This is a genomic window from Acinetobacter sp. YH12138 (assembly GCF_015218525.1).
Lineage (GTDB): Bacteria > Pseudomonadota > Gammaproteobacteria > Pseudomonadales > Moraxellaceae > Acinetobacter > Acinetobacter amyesii.
In genome coordinates this window covers 1,822,183-1,838,451 of sequence record NZ_CP048670.1, presented here as the reverse complement: position 1 = coordinate 1,838,451, position 16,269 = coordinate 1,822,183, and the positions used below count along the sequence as shown (strand labels likewise).

The window sequence follows — 16,269 nt, the reverse complement described above, 5'->3', positions numbered from 1 at the left end:
CCCTTTGGAAAAGGGAGGAGTTTCGACATTTATTTCATATTGAAACTCCCTCCTTTATTAAAGGGACTTGCGCAGCAATGCTACTCAGGGAGGATTTAAAAATTATTCAGAAATGATTTTAGCTGATTCGATTACAACGTTCTCTAGAGGAACGTCTGCGTGGTAGCCACGGTTACCAGTGCGAACGCTTTTGATTGCGTCAACAACGTCAAGACCTTCAACTACTTTACCAAATACTGCATAGCCCCAACCTTGCGCTGTTTTACCAGTGTGGTTAAGGAAGGAGTTGTTTTTCACGTTAATGAAGAATTGAGCTGAAGCAGAATGAGGTGCTTGAGTACGTGCCATAGCGATCGTACCAACATCATTGCTTAAACCGTTGTCAGCTTCGTTTTCAATAGAATCACGAGTTGTTTTTTCTTTGAAGTTTTCATCCATGCCGCCGCCTTGGATCATGAAACCATCAATAACACGGTGGAAAATCACGCCGTCATAGAAACCATCGCGAACATACTGTAAGAAGTTTTCAGCAGTTTTAGGTGCTTTTTCAGTGTTAAGCTCAAGAACAATACGACCTTTATTGGTGTTTAATTCGACTTGAGGAAAACTCATTGTGTAATCTCCTGTACATGGACATGAAAGCCATGGGTTTTTTGGTTGTGAGAAGCATAAGCAAACTGTAAACTACAAGGCAAGTAAAAACGTTACTTTCTTTGTTAAAAATAAAGAAAAGCGTTTTAATTATCCTAATTTTATCTTTATAGAAGTGATTTTATTACCATGAAGCCAAACGATGTTGTTTCATCCCTGCCTAAAAATCCGACAACCAAGAACAATGCCCCTGTCGAAGCTGCGCAGCAGGAACAACAGCCAGGCTTAGATTTTGTACGTCAAGTCATTACAGATGATTTATCTGCAGGTCGTACCGAACAAGTTGTAACACGTTTTCCACCAGAGCCAAATGGCTACCTACATATTGGTCATGTAAAAGCTATTTGCCTAAACTTTGGTATTGCTCAAGAATTCGCAGGTCTATGTAACCTCCGTTTTGACGATACAAACCCGGATGCCGAAGAGCAAGAGTATGTAGACGGTATTGCCAATGACGTGAAATGGCTAGGTTTTGAGTGGAACGGCGAGCCACGTTATGCATCGAGCTATTTTGATCAACTTTACGCTTGGGCAGTTCAATTGATTGAACAAGGTGATGCTTATGTGGATTTGCAGAGCCCTGAAGAAATCAAACTAAACCGCGGTAATTTTGTGGAGCCGGGTAAAAATTCGCCGCAACGTGATGCTAGCGTAGAAGAAAACTTAGCGCGTTTTGAACAAATGCGTAATGGTGAGTTGGGAGAAGGTCAGGCAGTACTACGTGCCAAAATTGATATGACTTCACCTAACATCCATATGCGTGATCCTATTTTGTATCGTATTTTGCATTCTGAACATCACCAAACTGGTGATAAATGGAAAATGTACCCAATGTACGACTATGCGCATCCATTATCAGATGCCATTGAAGGGGTTACGCATTCACTGTGTACACTAGAGTTTGTTGATCACCGTCCATTCTATGACTGGGTTGTCGAGAAAGTTAAATCACCATCTGTACCACATCAGTATGAATCAAGCCGCCTAAATGTAGATTACACCATTACCTCTAAACGTAAATTACGTAAATTGGTTGAAGGTGGTTTTGTGAATGGTTGGGATGACCCACGTATGCCTACCGTTGTGGGTATGCGCCGTCGTGGCTTTACTCCAGAAGGTCTACGTGACTTCTGTAAACGTGTAGGTGTAACGAAAGTTGATGGCAGTATCGTAGATGTTGCAATGCTTGAATACTGCATCCGCCAGTCTCTAGAAAATACTGCTGCTCGTGGTATGGCTGTGTTGAATCCACTCAAAGTGACTTTAACTAACTTGCCTGAAGCAATGGATTTGGTGCATGCACGTCATCCAAATGTAGACATGGGTGACCGTATCATTCCGTTGACTCAAGACATTTACATTGATCGTAAAGACTTTGAAGAAGTTGCGCCTAAAGGCTTTAAACGTTTGATTCCGGGCGGTGAAGTGCGTTTACGTCATGCGTATGTGATTAAGTGTGTTGAAGTGATTAAAGACGAGAACGGTGAAGTGGTTGAATTGAAATGTTCAATCGACCCTGAAACTTTAGGTAAAAACCCTGAAGGCCGTAAAGTGAAAGGTGTTGTACATTGGGTTTCTGCAAGCAAGGGTATTGCTGCGGAAGTTCGTATCTACGACCGTTTATTCACTGAATCAGACCCTGAAGTGGGTGATGACTTCCTTGCAAACTTAAATCCAGAATCACTTAAAGTGGTTCAAGCGGTCATTGAGCCTGCATTGGCAGAAGCAAAACCTGAAGATCGTTTCCAATTTGAACGTGAAGGTTACTTTGTTGCAGATCAGTTTGATCATACAGCTGAAAAACCAGTGTTTAACCGCATCTTAGATTTGAAAGACAGTTTTAAACCGGGTAAATAAAATCTTAGTTTTTAAAGGGATTCATCTTTGAATCCCCAATAGGTTAAGATCAAGTAGGTTAAGATTAAGCTCAACTTCGGTTGGGCTTTTTTCATGCTTGAGATGGTTCATTAAGGCAGTACAGAGGGGAAATAAGTGATCATTCGAAATAAAAATAATAGCTTTAAACTTTTATTTGCATGGCATGGCACGATACTCCCAAAAGTCATGCCTGCGTTGGCTATCGTCGTGAGTTTGTCGGCGATTTTGGTGTATCTAAGCGCTGCACACTACCTGAATACGCCTGAAGTTCCAGCCATCGGATTTACCATCTTTGGGGTGATTCTGTCGATTTTTTTGAGCTTTCGAAATACTGCCTGTTATGACCGTTGGTGGGAAGGGCGCAAGCTTTGGGGCTCATTGATTGCCAATACACGCCACATGATTCGTAATAGCCATGTCCTTGAAGATGAGCAAAGAAACGTGTTGATGTACCGCATCATGCTGTTTTGCAATTTGTTACGTGATCGCTTACGCTATGAATCACAAGATATTGCACATTTTAAAGACGGCGTAGCTTTGACGGATCAGCAATGGCAGCAATGCCGAGACAATATCAATGCACCACAGTATTTACTTGAAATTATTCAAAAAGATTTAGTCAAAGCCTATAAGCAAGGTCAGATTACAGACATTATTTACAGCACGCTCACACGTCATTCTGTAGCGATGGGTGATATCCATGCAGGCTGTGACCGTATTATGACCACGCCATTACCATTTTCCTATTCGGTGCTTTTACATCGCGCAGTGTATTCATTTTGTCTGATTTTGCCATTTAGCCTAGAGGCCAGTTTAGGGATATGGACACCTGTCATTGTGGCTTTGATTGCATATTTATTTTTAGGTTTGGATGCGTTAAGTGCAGAACTGGAAGAGCCTTTTGGCTTGCAGGAAAATGATTTACCGCTGGACTCGATTGTACGAAACATTGAGCGTGAAATGTATAGCAGCTTAGAAGTTGAACTTCCGCCGCTGATTAAGACTTTTAACAGTAATTTAAGATAAATTCTTGGCCTAATTTTCAGATAAATTCGGCGATACGTACCAAGCATATTGATGCTGAAAATAATCGTCCAAGTGTCGCATAAAAGCCTGTACTTTAGGCGGAACAAAATGTCGATGCGGAATTACCACATAGATTGCAGTACTTTGAACAGGGATCTTGGGTAGAACTTGGATGAGCTGGCCAGATTGTAAATCTTCATCCACATGCCAGATGGAGTGGTTTGAGATGCCTAAACCTGCAAGTGCTGCTTGGCGTACGCCTTCACCTGAGTTGATATGAACTTGTCCTGAAACAGGTATATTTATGTTGTGTTGATCTTGGACGAATGTCCAAAGCTGCGAAACACCCTTAGGGTATTTCTGTAAAATGCATTGGTGTATAGAGAGCTCTTCTAGGGAGTGAGGTTCGCCATGTTGTTCGATATAGCTAGGCGAGGCACACAAAATACGACGGTTTAAGCTGAGCGGTTTAGCAATCAGTGATGAGTCTTCTAACTGTCCAATACGTATCGCAACATCTAAACCTGCAGAGACCAAATCTAAATTTTGATCGGTCTGTTCAATATCCAAAGTCAATGTTGGATGCAACTTGGCAAAGGCTGCAAATACTGGCCCTAAGATACGATTACCAAAAACTTCTGAACAGGTGATTTTTAATACCCCACTAAGTTGTTGTGGTTCAGGCTGAAATTGGCTCAGGAGAGAATTAAATTGTTCGAATAAGGGAAAACCTTGCTGCAATAAAACAGCACCTTCCTGTGTTAAATGTAGCTGCCGTATAGTGCGATGAAATAAGCGCAGCCCTAAACTTTGTTCAAGTCTGTGTAGACGGCTACTAGCGACAGAAACAGAGAGATTGGCTTCTTTAGCGGCTTGACTGATTGAACCCAGTATCGCCATTCGTGTGAATAAGTCGAAATCTTCAGTTAGCATTATCAATATAATCAAGAAAGTCTTTCTTGATATTTAGGGTTTTTCTGATAAACATCTGTGCCTATTCTGTGTATAAATCAAACACAGGAATTCACCATGAACTATCACAACCTAGGGCAATCTGGCTTACAAGTTTCAGAGTTCGGCTTTGGTGCAGGTACATTTGGCGGGCAAGGCCCTATTTTCTCTGCATGGGGGCAAGCGAGCTTAAATGATGCTCAGCGCATGATTGATCTCTGTATTGATCAAGGCGTGAATTATTTCGATACCGCAGATGCTTATTCAAATGGTGCCTCAGAGCAGATGCTAGGTGCATTACTTCATTCAAAACGCCAAGAGGTGATTATTTCCAGCAAAGTGGGTATCCGATTGAATGATGGAATCAATCAAGGTGGATATTCTAGAAGCTATTTAATACAAGCCGTGGAGGCGAGTTTAAAACGGTTAGGCACAGATTATATTGATGTGCTGCAGCTGCATCAGTTTGATAGCACGACGCCACTTGAGCAGCTGATGCGCAGTTTAGATGACTTGGTACGTAGTGGAAAAATTCGCTATATCGGTGCATCGAATTTTTCAGGCTGGCAGCTTATGAAAGCACAATCGATTGCCCAACAGCAGGGCTATGAAAAGCTAAGTGTGCATCAAGTCTATTATTCTTTGATTGGACGTGACTATGAATGGGAGTTGATGCCTGCGCAGCATGATCAACAGATTGGTGCAGTGGTTTGGAGTCCGCTGGGCTGGGGGAGATTAACAGGGAAATTTGATCGTGAGCACGCGATTCCAAAGCAAAGCCGGCTGCATGAAACAGCACAATTCGCACCGCCAGTTCAACACGAGAAGTTATATGCGGTGTTAGATGTAATGCAAGAAATAGCCATGGAAACAGGGCACTCTATCCCGCAGATTGCATTGAATTGGCTGAAAACCAGACCGACAGTTTCTAGCATTTTGATAGGCGCACGTAATGAACAGCAACTGTTGGATAACCTTGCGGCGAAAGATTGGTCGTTAAGCGTAGAGCAGTTAGCCCGATTAGACGCAGTCAGTGCAGTGTATCCACCTTATCCATACTATCCCTATTGGAATGGGCAATTTACAGAGAAGAATCCCACGCTAGTGACATCAGCATTTATTACAGAACATACAGCATAATAGGGCAATAACAATTCAGTGGTAGGCAATGATCAGTTCTCTGTGCTATCACTGAATAAAATTAAAATACTGTAGGAATGCTGATGAGTGTCGTGATTGAAACCCAGATGTTAATTCGTAAGTCCATCAATATCGTATTTAATGCTTTTGTTGATCCTTTAATAACACAGCATTTTTGGTTTAGTGCATCGAGTGGCTATCTAGAAGAAGGTAAAACCGTGCAATGGACTTGGCAGAAATATAATGCAGTCGCCGATGTAGACGTGCTGAGTATTAAGGAAAACAAATTAATTCAAATACAGTGGGGAGAACCAAAAACTCAAGTCGATTTTATTTTTGAGCAGATTAGCCCGATGGAAACCTACGTTCATATCAAAAATTCAAAGATTCCTCTGCAAGGTCAGGCATTGATTGATTTTATTATTGATAGTACAGGTGGTTTTACAACGGTTTTGGATGCAGCCAAAATTTATTTAGAACATGGCCTGCAAAGCAATTTGGTTGAAGATAAATTTCCACCTTTTAGCAATGCGAACTTTTAGCAATGTGAAGAGTGACCAAGATTAAGCATTACATCTGATACGCTAAAATAAAAAGCTTGTGTATTGGCACAGGATCTCTAAGCAATGTGCTGATCTACTGAAATTTGATAAAGCCACAGTTCAACGATGCTGTAGTGGATTAACGATTTTTATGTTCTTCACGCTTTAAATAGGTATAAACCGGCATCTGCATTTTGGCTTTTTCGCGCAGTTTCTTTTTGATATAGAACACCAGTGCAAAGCAAGTAGTGGTCACGGTCAGCATCATGCTACTCATAAAACTCATCAGAGAACTGACATAACCAATCGTGGTGAGTCGGTTCATCATACGAAACACCTGAGGACTACTTTCAACACCAGTAATGGCCCATGTGCATAAGTGTTCGCAGTTATTAATAATCAGATGATAGTTGTTTTCATGCATACGTGAGCGCATGCGACGCACCACTTTACGCCCTTTAAATTTTGGATTGCTGTACGACTGAACGATGATTTTTTTGCCGTGACTGAAATTTTCGATAGAAGTCATTTCAATCGGATGTTTTTTGAAAAGGTGTGCAAAACCTGAGTAGTGAATGACTCTACCGCGGCCGGCATATATGCCATGATGGCTATAACCGAAGTGTTTAACAATCAGATGTGTTCCAAGAGGAAAACCATCTTTCTGCACATGCATGTATTTACCAGTCCTACTTTAAATCCGAATTATTTTTAAAGATTAGTCTACTTTTAATCTGTGAATTAATCGACTATTTTAGCGATGATTTAGCTAAAATTTGTTCGATTTTTAACGTGCGCTATGGATAGGGTCATGCTTGGTCTTCAATTAACCTCAATGTTTAAAAAAATGCGCTTTATGATGCTGCTCGGTCTGATTTTCTCACCGAGTATTTCCTATGCCAATATTCAAGCGAAACGTGTCAGTCAGCCTATTGCCGTGGATGTGGTTGAAATTTCGGATCTGAGTCAACTAAAGCTCTATTTATATGATGCAGAGCAGCAGCCATATCGAGACTTACAGCGTTTAAAGCAGGCATTAGCGCGTAAATGTAATACGATGAACTTCGCAATGAATGCAGGGATGTATCATGCAGATTTAGCGCCTGTTGGTCTTTATGTTGAAAATGGGCTGCAGAAAAAAGCCTTGAATCGTGCAACACGAGGCTTTGGTAATTTTTTAATTCAGCCGAATGGTGTTCTGGCATGGAATGACAAGCAAGCGGTGATATTAACTACACAAAAATATGCTTCCACAGATTTTAAGGCACGTTATGCAACGCAGTCAGGTCCAATGCTGGTGGTAGATGGAAAAATCAATCCAAACTTTATCCCACAGTCAGATTCATTGAAAATCCGCAATGGTGTGGGGATCAAGAACGGCAAGTTGTATTTTGTGATCAGTCGTGAAGGCGTGTCGTTTTATGCATTTTCACAATATTTTAAGCAGCAATTATCGATTAACAATGCCTTGTATTTAGATGGATCTGTGTCTAGTGCAGATATCCAAGTGTTGAATAGACATGATTCGAGTTTGAAAGCTTTAGGGCCAATTGTAGCCTACACAACAGCATCTCAATGCAAACAATAAAAGCCCGAATATTCGGGCTTCATGTATACGATCTTTAGATGGATAGAAAATACTGTTTATTTGCCGACTAAACCTAAAAAGGTACTTTGGGTTTGGCACATTTGAATGGCTTGTTCTTTAGATTGTTGCTTAATACTTTCTTCAAACTGTTTTTTCTGTTCTTTGATTTGCTCTTCGTTTAAGCCCATTTGTTTCGATAGGGCTTCGAGCTTATCCCAAGATTCTTCGCATTCTTTGGGGATTTGGCTACAAGCACTTAGACTAAGTATGCAGCAGGCAATAAGGCAACTTGTTAATTTATTCATGTTCATTCCTTTAATTTTTATATCAATGCTGTTTAGAGGTCATCTGCCTCTTATTTGATGCAATATTAGGTTTTATTGTCGTGTGTTTAAAAATAGACATTACTGATTTGCCTTGGAGCATAGCATAAAAGCTGTAAATAGTGATGTGGCCAATCCACAAACCTGATCTGTAAATAAGCGGCATACTTTTGATTAGACTAAAAATGAAAAAGGCACTCTGTAAAACAGAATGCCTTGTTTGAACATTGAATGTTCAGACTCTACTGTAGAGGTAGATGCTGGATTTCATTTAATTCCTTACGGCTATAACCGCGCGAAGCGAGTACTTTTTTAATACCGAGGATAACATCTTCATCCGTTGCCTTTGTAAGAGCAGCAATAAGCTGTTCATTGGTTTTACAAGAGCAATCATTTTCAACACAGGCAATTTGATTCTTATGCCCGTTTTGCTGTTCATTAGCGAACAACTTATGCCAAAAACTCATAGAGCCTTCATTTGCGACCTAACATAGGACGAAATATAACCAATCCAATAAATAAAGCAAGACTACTAAAGTGAAATTTTAGCCACTTGAATCATCATTTTTTCGATTGGACTTTTAAAATCTTTAACTTATTTGTTCTTAAAGCTGTTCATAAATATGCATGTGACGAGAAAATAAAGCTTTTTTAGAATATAAAAAAGGAGCTTTTAGAAAGCTCCTTTTATGACAGCAACATGACTTGAAATAATTTGTTTAAATCTTCTCAAGAAACACGCCAGACTCTACATGGTGTGTATAAGGGAACTGATCAAATAAGGCAAATTTGCTGATTTTATGCGTTTGTGAAAGTAGTTTGAGATTGTCATGCAAAGTATCTGGGTTGCATGAAATATAGATAATGCGTTCAAAACGTTGCAACAGTTTTAGTGTTTCATCATCGATACCTGCACGCGGTGGATCGACAAATACTGTATTGAAGTTATAGCTCGTAATTTCAATTTCAGCTTCTTCAAGGCGGCGGAATGTACGTTCAGCATTGTAGGCTTGGGTGAACTCTTCAGCTGATAGACGAGCCACTTGGATATTATCAATGCCATTTTGCTCAATATTCCACTGTGCGGCATAGACTGAAGACTTGGCTAATTCTGTTGCCAAAACGCGATTAAAGCGTGTTGAAAGAGGCAGTGTGAAATTACCATTACCACAGTAAAGCTCAAGTAAGTCTTTATCAGAGTGATCGGCAGCCTGACATGCCCATTCCAGCATTTTTTGACATACGCCGGCATTTGGCTGTGTGAAGCTACTTTCAATTTGTTTATACTGATATTTACGGTCAAATACTTGGAGTTCTTCAACCACATAGTCATCAGTTAAAATCACGCGCTGACCACGACTACGGCCATAAATCTTGATATTGAGCTTTTCAGACAGCGCTTTGGCAGCAACTTCCCATTCAGCATTGAGTGGGCAACGGTAAACCAATGAAACCAGCATTTCACCTTTCAGCGTTGCTAAGAAATGAACCTCAAATAAACGGCTAGATAAGATCTTTTGCGCCTTGAGTTCATTTAATAATAAGGGCATTAAATCATTAATGCTTTTATCTGCAATCGGGAAATCTTTAATTTCGACAACTTGTTTTTCATTGTCTGAATTGCGTTCAAACATTGCATAGAACATATCATTTTCAGTATGCCAAATTCGGAATTCCGCTCGCATACGAAAGTTTTGTTCAGCAGAAGGAAAAACTTCTAAAGAGGGAGGGTTGTATTCTGAAAATTGAGCCGTAATGCGGGCAACTTTGGCATCAAGTTGTTGCTGATAAGTTGAAGTCATATGCAGTAAAAAATCGCAAACATATTAAAAAAAGTCATGTTAGCAAAATTCACCTTATAAGACTAAATTAATTCCACTTTTGGCTGTATTTATCTGTCGAGAAAATGAGTCTGAATACGCTAAACAGAACTTTTATCGAGGGGAAGTTAAAAAAACGCTCAATCTTTATGGAACATTCATAAAGATTGAGCTAAGTGAGGAACTGATTAGTTGGAGTTCAATTCAGTGTTTAATTCATTGTCATTAAGCTAGCATTACCACCGGCTGCCGCTGTATTGACACTGATTGCCCGCTCAATCACGAAACGCTCTACAGGGATGTCATATTGGCCTGAAGCTAAATGCGTAATGCCAATAATTGCACCTTCACGAGATGCAATGACTTGTTGAATTTTTAATAACTCAGCTTTTTCACCATGATGTAAAACTGCATCAAAATTGCCATGATAAAGATCCGTGATCACTTTAAATTGGTCCACGAGGATTTTTGGCATGCTATTTAAGTGTTTCAACACAAAAGTATTGTCTGCAAGTACGACGGGCTGACTACCCACCGATAAAATCGCAGCAATTTGATTCAGTTGATCTGCATCATTATTAGCTAATGAAAGCACACCCTTACGTGCCAAAATGGTATATTGGTTGTTTTCACCGGTTGGTCCTTGCAGTTCAAAACTTTGTCCTGCGGCTATGGCCTGTGGTGTTTGAATCGCAATGCCTGAAAAATGCTGCTTCGCCCAAGCGTTAAAAGCTTCATATGCAGGGAAGTGTGCAGCTTGTGTTTCTGCCTGAGCAGCATAAGGTGTAGCCAGTTTTTTCTCAGAAACTTGATGCATTAAACGGTAAAGATATAAAGGACCGCCCGCTTTTGGACCAGTACCTGATAAGCCCTCGCCGCCAAAAGGTTGTACACCAACCACAGCGCCTACAATATTACGGTTAATGTATAGGTTGCCAACTTCTGCATGACCGATAACTTTTTGAATCGTGTCATCAATACGTGTATGCAAGCCCATGGTTAAACCATAACCTTTGGCATTAATTTGCGTTAATAGGTTTTCAATCTCACCATATTTGTAGGTGATTAAATGCAATACTGGCCCAAAAACTTCGCGTTCTAAATCATTTAAATGTGGAAGTTCAATTAAAGTTGGTGCAACAAAAGTTCCCGTACTTAACGCATTGCTATCAGCATTAAACATGATTTGATGTACGGGATAGCCTTTGCTACGCATCTTCTCAATATGTTTTTCAATATTTTGTTGTGCTTCAAGGTCGATCACTGGGCCAATGTCAGTTGCTAAAAGTGCAGGATTTCCGACACGAAGTTGCTTCATCGCACCTTGTAACATGGTACGGACTACGTCCACATTATCTTCTTGCACACAGAGAATACGCAGGGCAGAACAGCGTTGACCTGCACTGTCATAGGCAGAGTTAACGACATCCAATACCACTTGTTCTGTCAATGCTGATGAGTCAACAATCATGGCATTTTGACCACCAGTTTCAGCAATCAAAACCACACTTTCGCTAAATTGGTTTAAGCGCTGTGCAACGGTTTTTTGCAAGATACGTGCGACTTCCGTTGAGCCTGTAAACATGATGACTTGGACACGTGAGTCCGCGCTGAGTTTGGCCCCAATGGTTTCGCCACGGCCAGGGAGAAGTTGCAATACATCGAAGGGAACACCTGCTTCCCATAAAATATGTACAGCTTGAGCAGCAATCAGAGGCGTTTGTTCAGCAGGCTTGGCAATCACGGTATTACCTGCAACCAAGGCTGCAGCAATTTGACCTGTGAAAATAGCAAGCGGGAAGTTCCATGGGCTAATGCACAGCACAGTACCTAGGGGTTCAATTTGCGTATTCTCTGCTAGATCAATTATTTGAGCTGCATAATAACGTAGGAAATCTACAGCTTCACGGACTTCAGCAATAGCATTGGCATAAGTTTTACCACTTTCACGTGACAACAACACCATCAGAGATTGCAATTGTGCTTCCATCAAATCCGCCGCACGGTTTAAGCATGCTGCACGCTGATCTTTGTCTAAAGTTTTCCATGAACCTTGGGCATTTACCGCATTATTGAGAGCGATTTCCGCTTGTTCTAAACTGGCTTCGCTGACACTACCGACCACATCACTACGGTTTGCAGGGTTTGTAATGTTGATACTTGCAGTATGAATTTCTTCTAAATTAGCGCCCATTGCACTAGCATGCCACTGGGTATGTGCATGCTGTACTGCCGTGGTATTGAGCTGAGATAAGTCGCGATCATTGGCTAAATCGAGTCCTTTTGAGTTGCGACGTTCTGAGCCATACAAATCTTGCGGAAATGGGATGGATGGATGCTTAGCGCCAGTCACACCTTCTTTTTCAGCAGCCGCTAATATCGTTTGTCTTGGATTTTCAATTAAATCTTCAATTTTTAAATTTTTATCTGCAATACGGTTGACGAAAGAGGTATTCGCACCATTTTCCAGTAAACGTCGAACTAAATAGGCCAATAAGGTTTCATGGTTACCCACTGGTGCATAAATACGACAAGGCACACCCAGTTTGTTATCAGACTTCGAACCCACCACTTGTTCATAGAGGGGTTCACCCATGCCGTGAAGGCACTGAAATTCATACTGGCCTGGATAGTAAAGCTCTGGCTGTGCTAATTGGTAGATCGTAGCAACGGTTTGCGCATTGTGTGTTGCAAACTGAGGATAAATTTGCTCAGGTGCTGCTAAAAGTTTTTTAGCACATGCAATATAAGACAGGTCGGTATGAACTTTGCGCGTAAATACAGGATAGTCACTCATACCTTCAATTTGCGCTTTCTTAATTTCGCTGTCCCAGTATGCACCTTTCACTAAGCGGATCATTAAACGTTTTTGGCTACGCTTAGCGAGGTCAATAATATGGTCGACCACATAGAAACAGCGTTTTTGGTAGGCTTGAATCACAAATCCAATACCTTTCCAGTCTGCTAATTTAGGCTCGAAACACAGGCGCTCAAGTAGTTCCAAAGAAATTTCTAGGCGGTCAGTTTCTTCAGCATCGATGTTTAGACCAATATTGTAATGCTTGGCTAATACTGCAAGTTCAAGCACTTTGCCATAAAGTTCGTTATGCACACGGTCGATCTGTGAACGTTGATAGCGCGGGTGTAGGGCAGATAATTTGATCGAAATACCTGCGCCGTTATAAACATCCTTACCTTCAGAAGCTTGACCAATCGCGTGGATCGCATCGGTATAGTCTTGATAATAACGTTCTGCATCAGGTTCAGTTAATGCTGCTTCACCCAACATGTCATATGAATAACGGAAGCCTTTGTCTTCTAATGCTTCTGCATGTTTAAGCGCTTCATTGATGGTTTCGCCTGTGACAAACTGTTCGCCCATCATACGCATAGCCACGTCGACAGCTTTGCGGATAATGCCACGTCCACTGCGTGCTAAAATACCGGTCAGTAGGCTAGACAGACTTTTTTGTTGAGGGGTTTCCATCAGTTTGCCCGTCAGCATTAATCCCCAAGCAGCAGCATTAACGAACATGAGGCTACTTTGGCCAACATGATCTTTCCAGTTACCTTGGTTGATTTTATCTTTGATCAGTAAATCACGTGTTGCTTTGTCTGGAATACGGAGTAGCGCTTCAGCTAAACACATGAGCGCGATGCCTTCCTGAGAAGACAATGAAAACTCTTGTAGCAAGCCTTGTACAATGCCTGCTTTACCTGTACCGCTTTTACGTTCACGTAATGAATGGGCTAAGTCAAAAGCCAATTGTTGAATTTGATCGCTGATCGGGGAAGGGATTTCAATGTGTGCTAATAAGTTTTCAATGCACTCAGTTTCAGCACGACGCCATGCTGTATTAATCAATTGTTCAAAGCTATTCTTGTCTTTAAATTCAGTGATGTAGTCATCGCTTCCCGTGACTTCAAATACTTTTCCATTCATGTTTCAATTTTCCGTGTCAAAGTTCTATGACGAGCAAATAAATCTTGAGCTTGATCCTTTATTTAATTTATCATCACAGAATATTTAGCGAATAACTCACTATAGTTTTAATAATATTTAGAGAAAAATTCAGATGACTAGCCCATATTTGAGCTTAGACCGTATAGATATTCGAATTTTAGAGCTGCTGCAAGACGACGGAAAATTGTCCAATATTAAGCTTGCAGAAATGGTGAATTTATCACCCACTGCGGCGTTGGCACGTGTGCAAAAATTATCGAAAGAAGGCTTTATTTTAGGCTATGAAGCACGTTTAAATCCGGTCTTACTCAATAATGGATTTGTGGTTTTTGTGGAGATTTTACTAGATAAAACTACGCCCAATGTATTGGAAGATTTTTCGGATGCAGTGCGTCAAATTCCAGAAATTGTAGAATGTCATATGATCAGCGGCGGTTTTGATTTTGTAGTGAAAATACGCTGTGCAAATATGGAAGAATTTAGAAAAATTTCAGGGCAGGTGCTTTGGCAATTACCTGGTATCAAGGAAACGCGTAGTTATCCTGTGATGGAAGTGATCAAAGAAAGTATGCAAATTAAGCTGAAACCTGCGGCTCGGCCGAAGTAGCTAATCATCAATAATTGAGTACTAAAAAGGGGCATTTAGCCCCTTTTTAGTGTCAAAAATTTTAGATTTCAGACATTTCTTTTTGATATTGCGCTTCGGCTTTTTCAAAGCGTTCAACCACATCCGCCTCTGGTGCTTTGCCCAATAAGCTCACCACAACGATACTGATCGCAGAGAAAATAAAGCCTGGAATGATTTCGTATAAACCAAGGTGGCCTAAGTAGTTTTTCCACACGATGACAGTCACAGCACCTACGATCATGCCAATGATTGCTCCGTTAAGCGTCATACGTTTCCACAGCAATGAAAGAATAATCAGTGGGCCAAATGCAGCACCGAAACCTGCCCATGCATAAGCCACTAAGCCTAAAACTTTACTTGCAGGGTTCATTGCAAAGGTGATTGCAAATACGGCAATTGCCAAGACCATCGCACGTCCAATCCAAACCAATTCTTTTTGCGATGCATTTTTACGAATAAATCCTTTGTACAAATCTTCCGTCAAGGTGGTTGAGCAAACCAATAACTGACAGCTAAGTGTGCTCATCACCGCAGCTAAAATTGCGGCTAAAATAATCCCTGCAACCCACGGATTGAATAGAATTTTAGTCAATTCCATAAATACCGTTTCAGGGTTGGCATTAACGACACCTGCAAGTTCTGGGTGGACTTGGAAGTAAGCAATACCGATATAACCCGCTGCTACAGCACCGCCTAGACATAGGATCATCCATGTCATTCCAATGCGACGTGCATTTGGAATGGTTTTAACAGAATCGGCTGCCATAAAGCGAACCAAGATATGCGGTTGACCAAAATAGCCTAAGCCCCATGCCATGCTGGATAAAATCGCAACTGTACTTAAACCTTCAAATAAATTAGAAGCTTGCGGGCGAGCTGTTTCCAAAATAGCAGCAAGATTTTGACTGTTATCACCTAAAGCAAGGTAGGCGATGATCGGTGTGATCAGCAGTGCAAAGATCATCAGACCCGCTTGGAAAGTATCGGTCCAACTGATCGCTAAGAATCCACCAATACAGACATAGCTAATGGTTGCAATTGCACCAATCCACAGTGCTGTTGTGTAGTTCCAACCGAATAAACTTTCGAAAAGTCGTGCGCCAGCCACCATGCCAGAAGCACAGTAAATCGCAAAGAACACTAAAATCACTACAGCTGAAATGATACGTAAAATCTTTTTACGGTCTGCAAAACGGCTCGTGAAATAATCGGGCAGGGTCAGGGCATTATTTTGATATTCGGTATGAACACGCAAGCGACCAGCAACGATCAACCAGTTCAACCAAGCACCGATAATTAAGCCGATTGCAATCCAAGCTTCGGAAAGACCAGATAGATAAATTGCACCAGGGAGACCCATGAGTAGCCAACCACTCATGTCGGATGCACCTGCTGAAAGTGCAGTCACAACACTTCCTAAACTTCGTCCACCTAAAATGTATTCGTCAAAGTTATGCGTAGCTTTGTAGGCATACAAACCAATGGCAAGCATTGCAAGAATATAAAAAATAAAGGTGACTAATGTCGGGTTTAAATGGCTCATAGGCGGTTCGTCCTTAATGAAAGCAAATCATCTCTGTCCTAGATGAAAATTTGTACTTCTGTCGTAAGTCGCAGATTCAAGCACGATTTAAAAATTACACTCTGTAACCTTTAAGCATATTTTATGTATGTTTTATGTAAATGATATTTTTTCTTATTACAAATCGAATTTTTTATTGTGCTGCTGAAATGTTGTCCAGAAGGGAATTTAAATTT

General features: G+C 40.9%; 14 protein-coding genes. 6 read left to right on the top strand and 8 right to left on the bottom strand.

The annotated features are described in order from the left end of the window. Positions 1 to 102: 102 nt before the first annotated feature. Entirely contained in the window at positions 103 to 612 is a 510-nt protein-coding gene (locus G0029_RS08910; protein ID WP_078193500.1) for a peptidylprolyl isomerase, read from the bottom strand. A 168-nt stretch (positions 613 to 780) separates the two neighbouring features. Here G0029_RS08910 and G0029_RS08905 point away from each other — a divergent pair, with 168 nt between their 5' ends. Together G0029_RS08905 and G0029_RS08900 are read left to right on the top strand one after the other, a co-directional pair. After that, the gene (locus G0029_RS08905; RefSeq protein WP_180106484.1) at positions 781 to 2,508 is read left to right on the top strand and encodes a glutamine--tRNA ligase/YqeY domain fusion protein; all 1,728 of its coding nucleotides are present in this window, start codon (positions 781 to 783) and stop codon (positions 2,506 to 2,508) included. A 135-nt stretch (positions 2,509 to 2,643) separates the two neighbouring features. Beyond that, a complete protein-coding gene (locus tag G0029_RS08900) occupies positions 2,644 to 3,555 on the top strand; it encodes a bestrophin family protein (protein WP_180109716.1) in 912 nt (303 codons plus the stop codon). 9 nt (positions 3,556 to 3,564) lie between these two features. Here G0029_RS08900 and G0029_RS08895 read toward each other — a convergent pair whose 3' ends face one another. Next, entirely contained in the window at positions 3,565 to 4,488 is a 924-nt protein-coding gene (locus G0029_RS08895; protein WP_180109715.1) for a LysR family transcriptional regulator, read from the bottom strand. Between the two features lie 96 nt (positions 4,489 to 4,584). Here G0029_RS08895 and G0029_RS08890 point away from each other — a divergent pair, with 96 nt between their 5' ends. Together G0029_RS08890 and G0029_RS08885 are read left to right on the top strand one after the other, a co-directional pair. Further along, a complete protein-coding gene (locus tag G0029_RS08890) occupies positions 4,585 to 5,646 on the top strand; it encodes an aldo/keto reductase (protein WP_180109714.1) in 1,062 nt (353 codons plus the stop codon). Between the two features lie 83 nt (positions 5,647 to 5,729). Continuing rightward, positions 5,730 to 6,188: an SRPBCC domain-containing protein gene (locus tag G0029_RS08885; protein ID WP_373685906.1), complete on the top strand. Its 459-nt coding sequence runs from the start codon at positions 5,730 to 5,732 to the stop codon at positions 6,186 to 6,188. 139 nt (positions 6,189 to 6,327) lie between these two features. Here the strand turns inward: G0029_RS08885 and G0029_RS08880 are convergent, their stop codons facing one another. Further along, entirely contained in the window at positions 6,328 to 6,864 is a 537-nt protein-coding gene (locus tag G0029_RS08880; protein WP_111883727.1) for a lecithin retinol acyltransferase family protein, read from the bottom strand. A gap of 135 nt (positions 6,865 to 6,999) precedes the next feature. On the opposite strand from G0029_RS08880, the gene G0029_RS08875 reads away from it, so the two are divergent. Continuing rightward, the gene (locus G0029_RS08875; RefSeq protein WP_227591800.1) at positions 7,000 to 7,776 is read left to right on the top strand and encodes a phosphodiester glycosidase family protein; all 777 of its coding nucleotides are present in this window, start codon (positions 7,000 to 7,002) and stop codon (positions 7,774 to 7,776) included. A 56-nt stretch (positions 7,777 to 7,832) separates the two neighbouring features. Here the strand turns inward: G0029_RS08875 and G0029_RS08870 are convergent, their stop codons facing one another. From G0029_RS08870 to putA, 4 genes are all read right to left on the bottom strand, one after another. Then, positions 7,833 to 8,081 (bottom strand): hypothetical protein, encoded by a 249-nt coding sequence (locus G0029_RS08870; RefSeq protein ID WP_168378614.1) that lies wholly within the window; start codon positions 8,079 to 8,081, stop codon positions 7,833 to 7,835. Between the two features lie 260 nt (positions 8,082 to 8,341). Further along, positions 8,342 to 8,566: a hypothetical protein gene (locus G0029_RS08865; protein ID WP_168378613.1), complete on the bottom strand. Its 225-nt coding sequence runs from the start codon at positions 8,564 to 8,566 to the stop codon at positions 8,342 to 8,344. Positions 8,567 to 8,818: 252 nt separating this feature from the next. Next, positions 8,819 to 9,901, bottom strand: coding sequence for a tRNA (uridine(54)-C5)-methyltransferase TrmA (gene trmA / locus G0029_RS08860; RefSeq protein ID WP_180109712.1), 1,083 nt, complete (start codon positions 9,899 to 9,901; stop codon positions 8,819 to 8,821). Between the two features lie 229 nt (positions 9,902 to 10,130). Beyond that, entirely contained in the window at positions 10,131 to 13,862 is a 3,732-nt protein-coding gene (putA, locus tag G0029_RS08855; protein WP_180109711.1) for a trifunctional transcriptional regulator/proline dehydrogenase/L-glutamate gamma-semialdehyde dehydrogenase, read from the bottom strand. A 133-nt stretch (positions 13,863 to 13,995) separates the two neighbouring features. Between putA and G0029_RS08850 the strand changes: the two genes are divergently transcribed. Then, positions 13,996 to 14,490: an Lrp/AsnC ligand binding domain-containing protein gene (locus tag G0029_RS08850; RefSeq protein ID WP_180063832.1), complete on the top strand. Its 495-nt coding sequence runs from the start codon at positions 13,996 to 13,998 to the stop codon at positions 14,488 to 14,490. Positions 14,491 to 14,551: 61 nt separating this feature from the next. Here the strand turns inward: G0029_RS08850 and putP are convergent, their stop codons facing one another. Beyond that, positions 14,552 to 16,054 carry a sodium/proline symporter PutP gene (putP, locus tag G0029_RS08845; RefSeq protein WP_180109710.1) on the bottom strand — a complete coding sequence of 501 codons (1,503 nt, stop codon included), beginning with the start codon at positions 16,052 to 16,054 and terminating at the stop codon, positions 14,552 to 14,554. Positions 16,055 to 16,269 lie beyond the last annotated feature (215 nt).

Coding starts and splice junctions, on each gene's coding strand:
- G0029_RS08910 (WP_078193500.1), bottom strand. CDS start 612: ATGAGTTTTCCTCAAGTCGAATTAAACACCAATAAAGGTCGTATTGTT.
- G0029_RS08905 (WP_180106484.1), top strand. CDS start 781: ATGAAGCCAAACGATGTTGTTTCATCCCTGCCTAAAAATCCGACAACC.
- G0029_RS08895 (WP_180109715.1), bottom strand. CDS start 4,488: ATGCTAACTGAAGATTTCGACTTATTCACACGAATGGCGATACTGGGT.
- G0029_RS08890 (WP_180109714.1), top strand. CDS start 4,585: ATGAACTATCACAACCTAGGGCAATCTGGCTTACAAGTTTCAGAGTTC.
- G0029_RS08885 (WP_373685906.1), top strand. CDS start 5,730: ATGAGTGTCGTGATTGAAACCCAGATGTTAATTCGTAAGTCCATCAAT.
- G0029_RS08880 (WP_111883727.1), bottom strand. CDS start 6,864: ATGCATGTGCAGAAAGATGGTTTTCCTCTTGGAACACATCTGATTGTT.
- G0029_RS08875 (WP_227591800.1), top strand. CDS start 7,000: ATGCTTGGTCTTCAATTAACCTCAATGTTTAAAAAAATGCGCTTTATG.
- G0029_RS08870 (WP_168378614.1), bottom strand. CDS start 8,081: ATGAATAAATTAACAAGTTGCCTTATTGCCTGCTGCATACTTAGTCTA.
- G0029_RS08865 (WP_168378613.1), bottom strand. CDS start 8,566: ATGAGTTTTTGGCATAAGTTGTTCGCTAATGAACAGCAAAACGGGCAT.
- trmA (WP_180109712.1), bottom strand. CDS start 9,901: ATGACTTCAACTTATCAGCAACAACTTGATGCCAAAGTTGCCCGCATT.
- putA (WP_180109711.1), bottom strand. CDS start 13,862: ATGAATGGAAAAGTATTTGAAGTCACGGGAAGCGATGACTACATCACT.
- G0029_RS08850 (WP_180063832.1), top strand. CDS start 13,996: ATGACTAGCCCATATTTGAGCTTAGACCGTATAGATATTCGAATTTTA.
- putP (WP_180109710.1), bottom strand. CDS start 16,054: ATGAGCCATTTAAACCCGACATTAGTCACCTTTATTTTTTATATTCTT.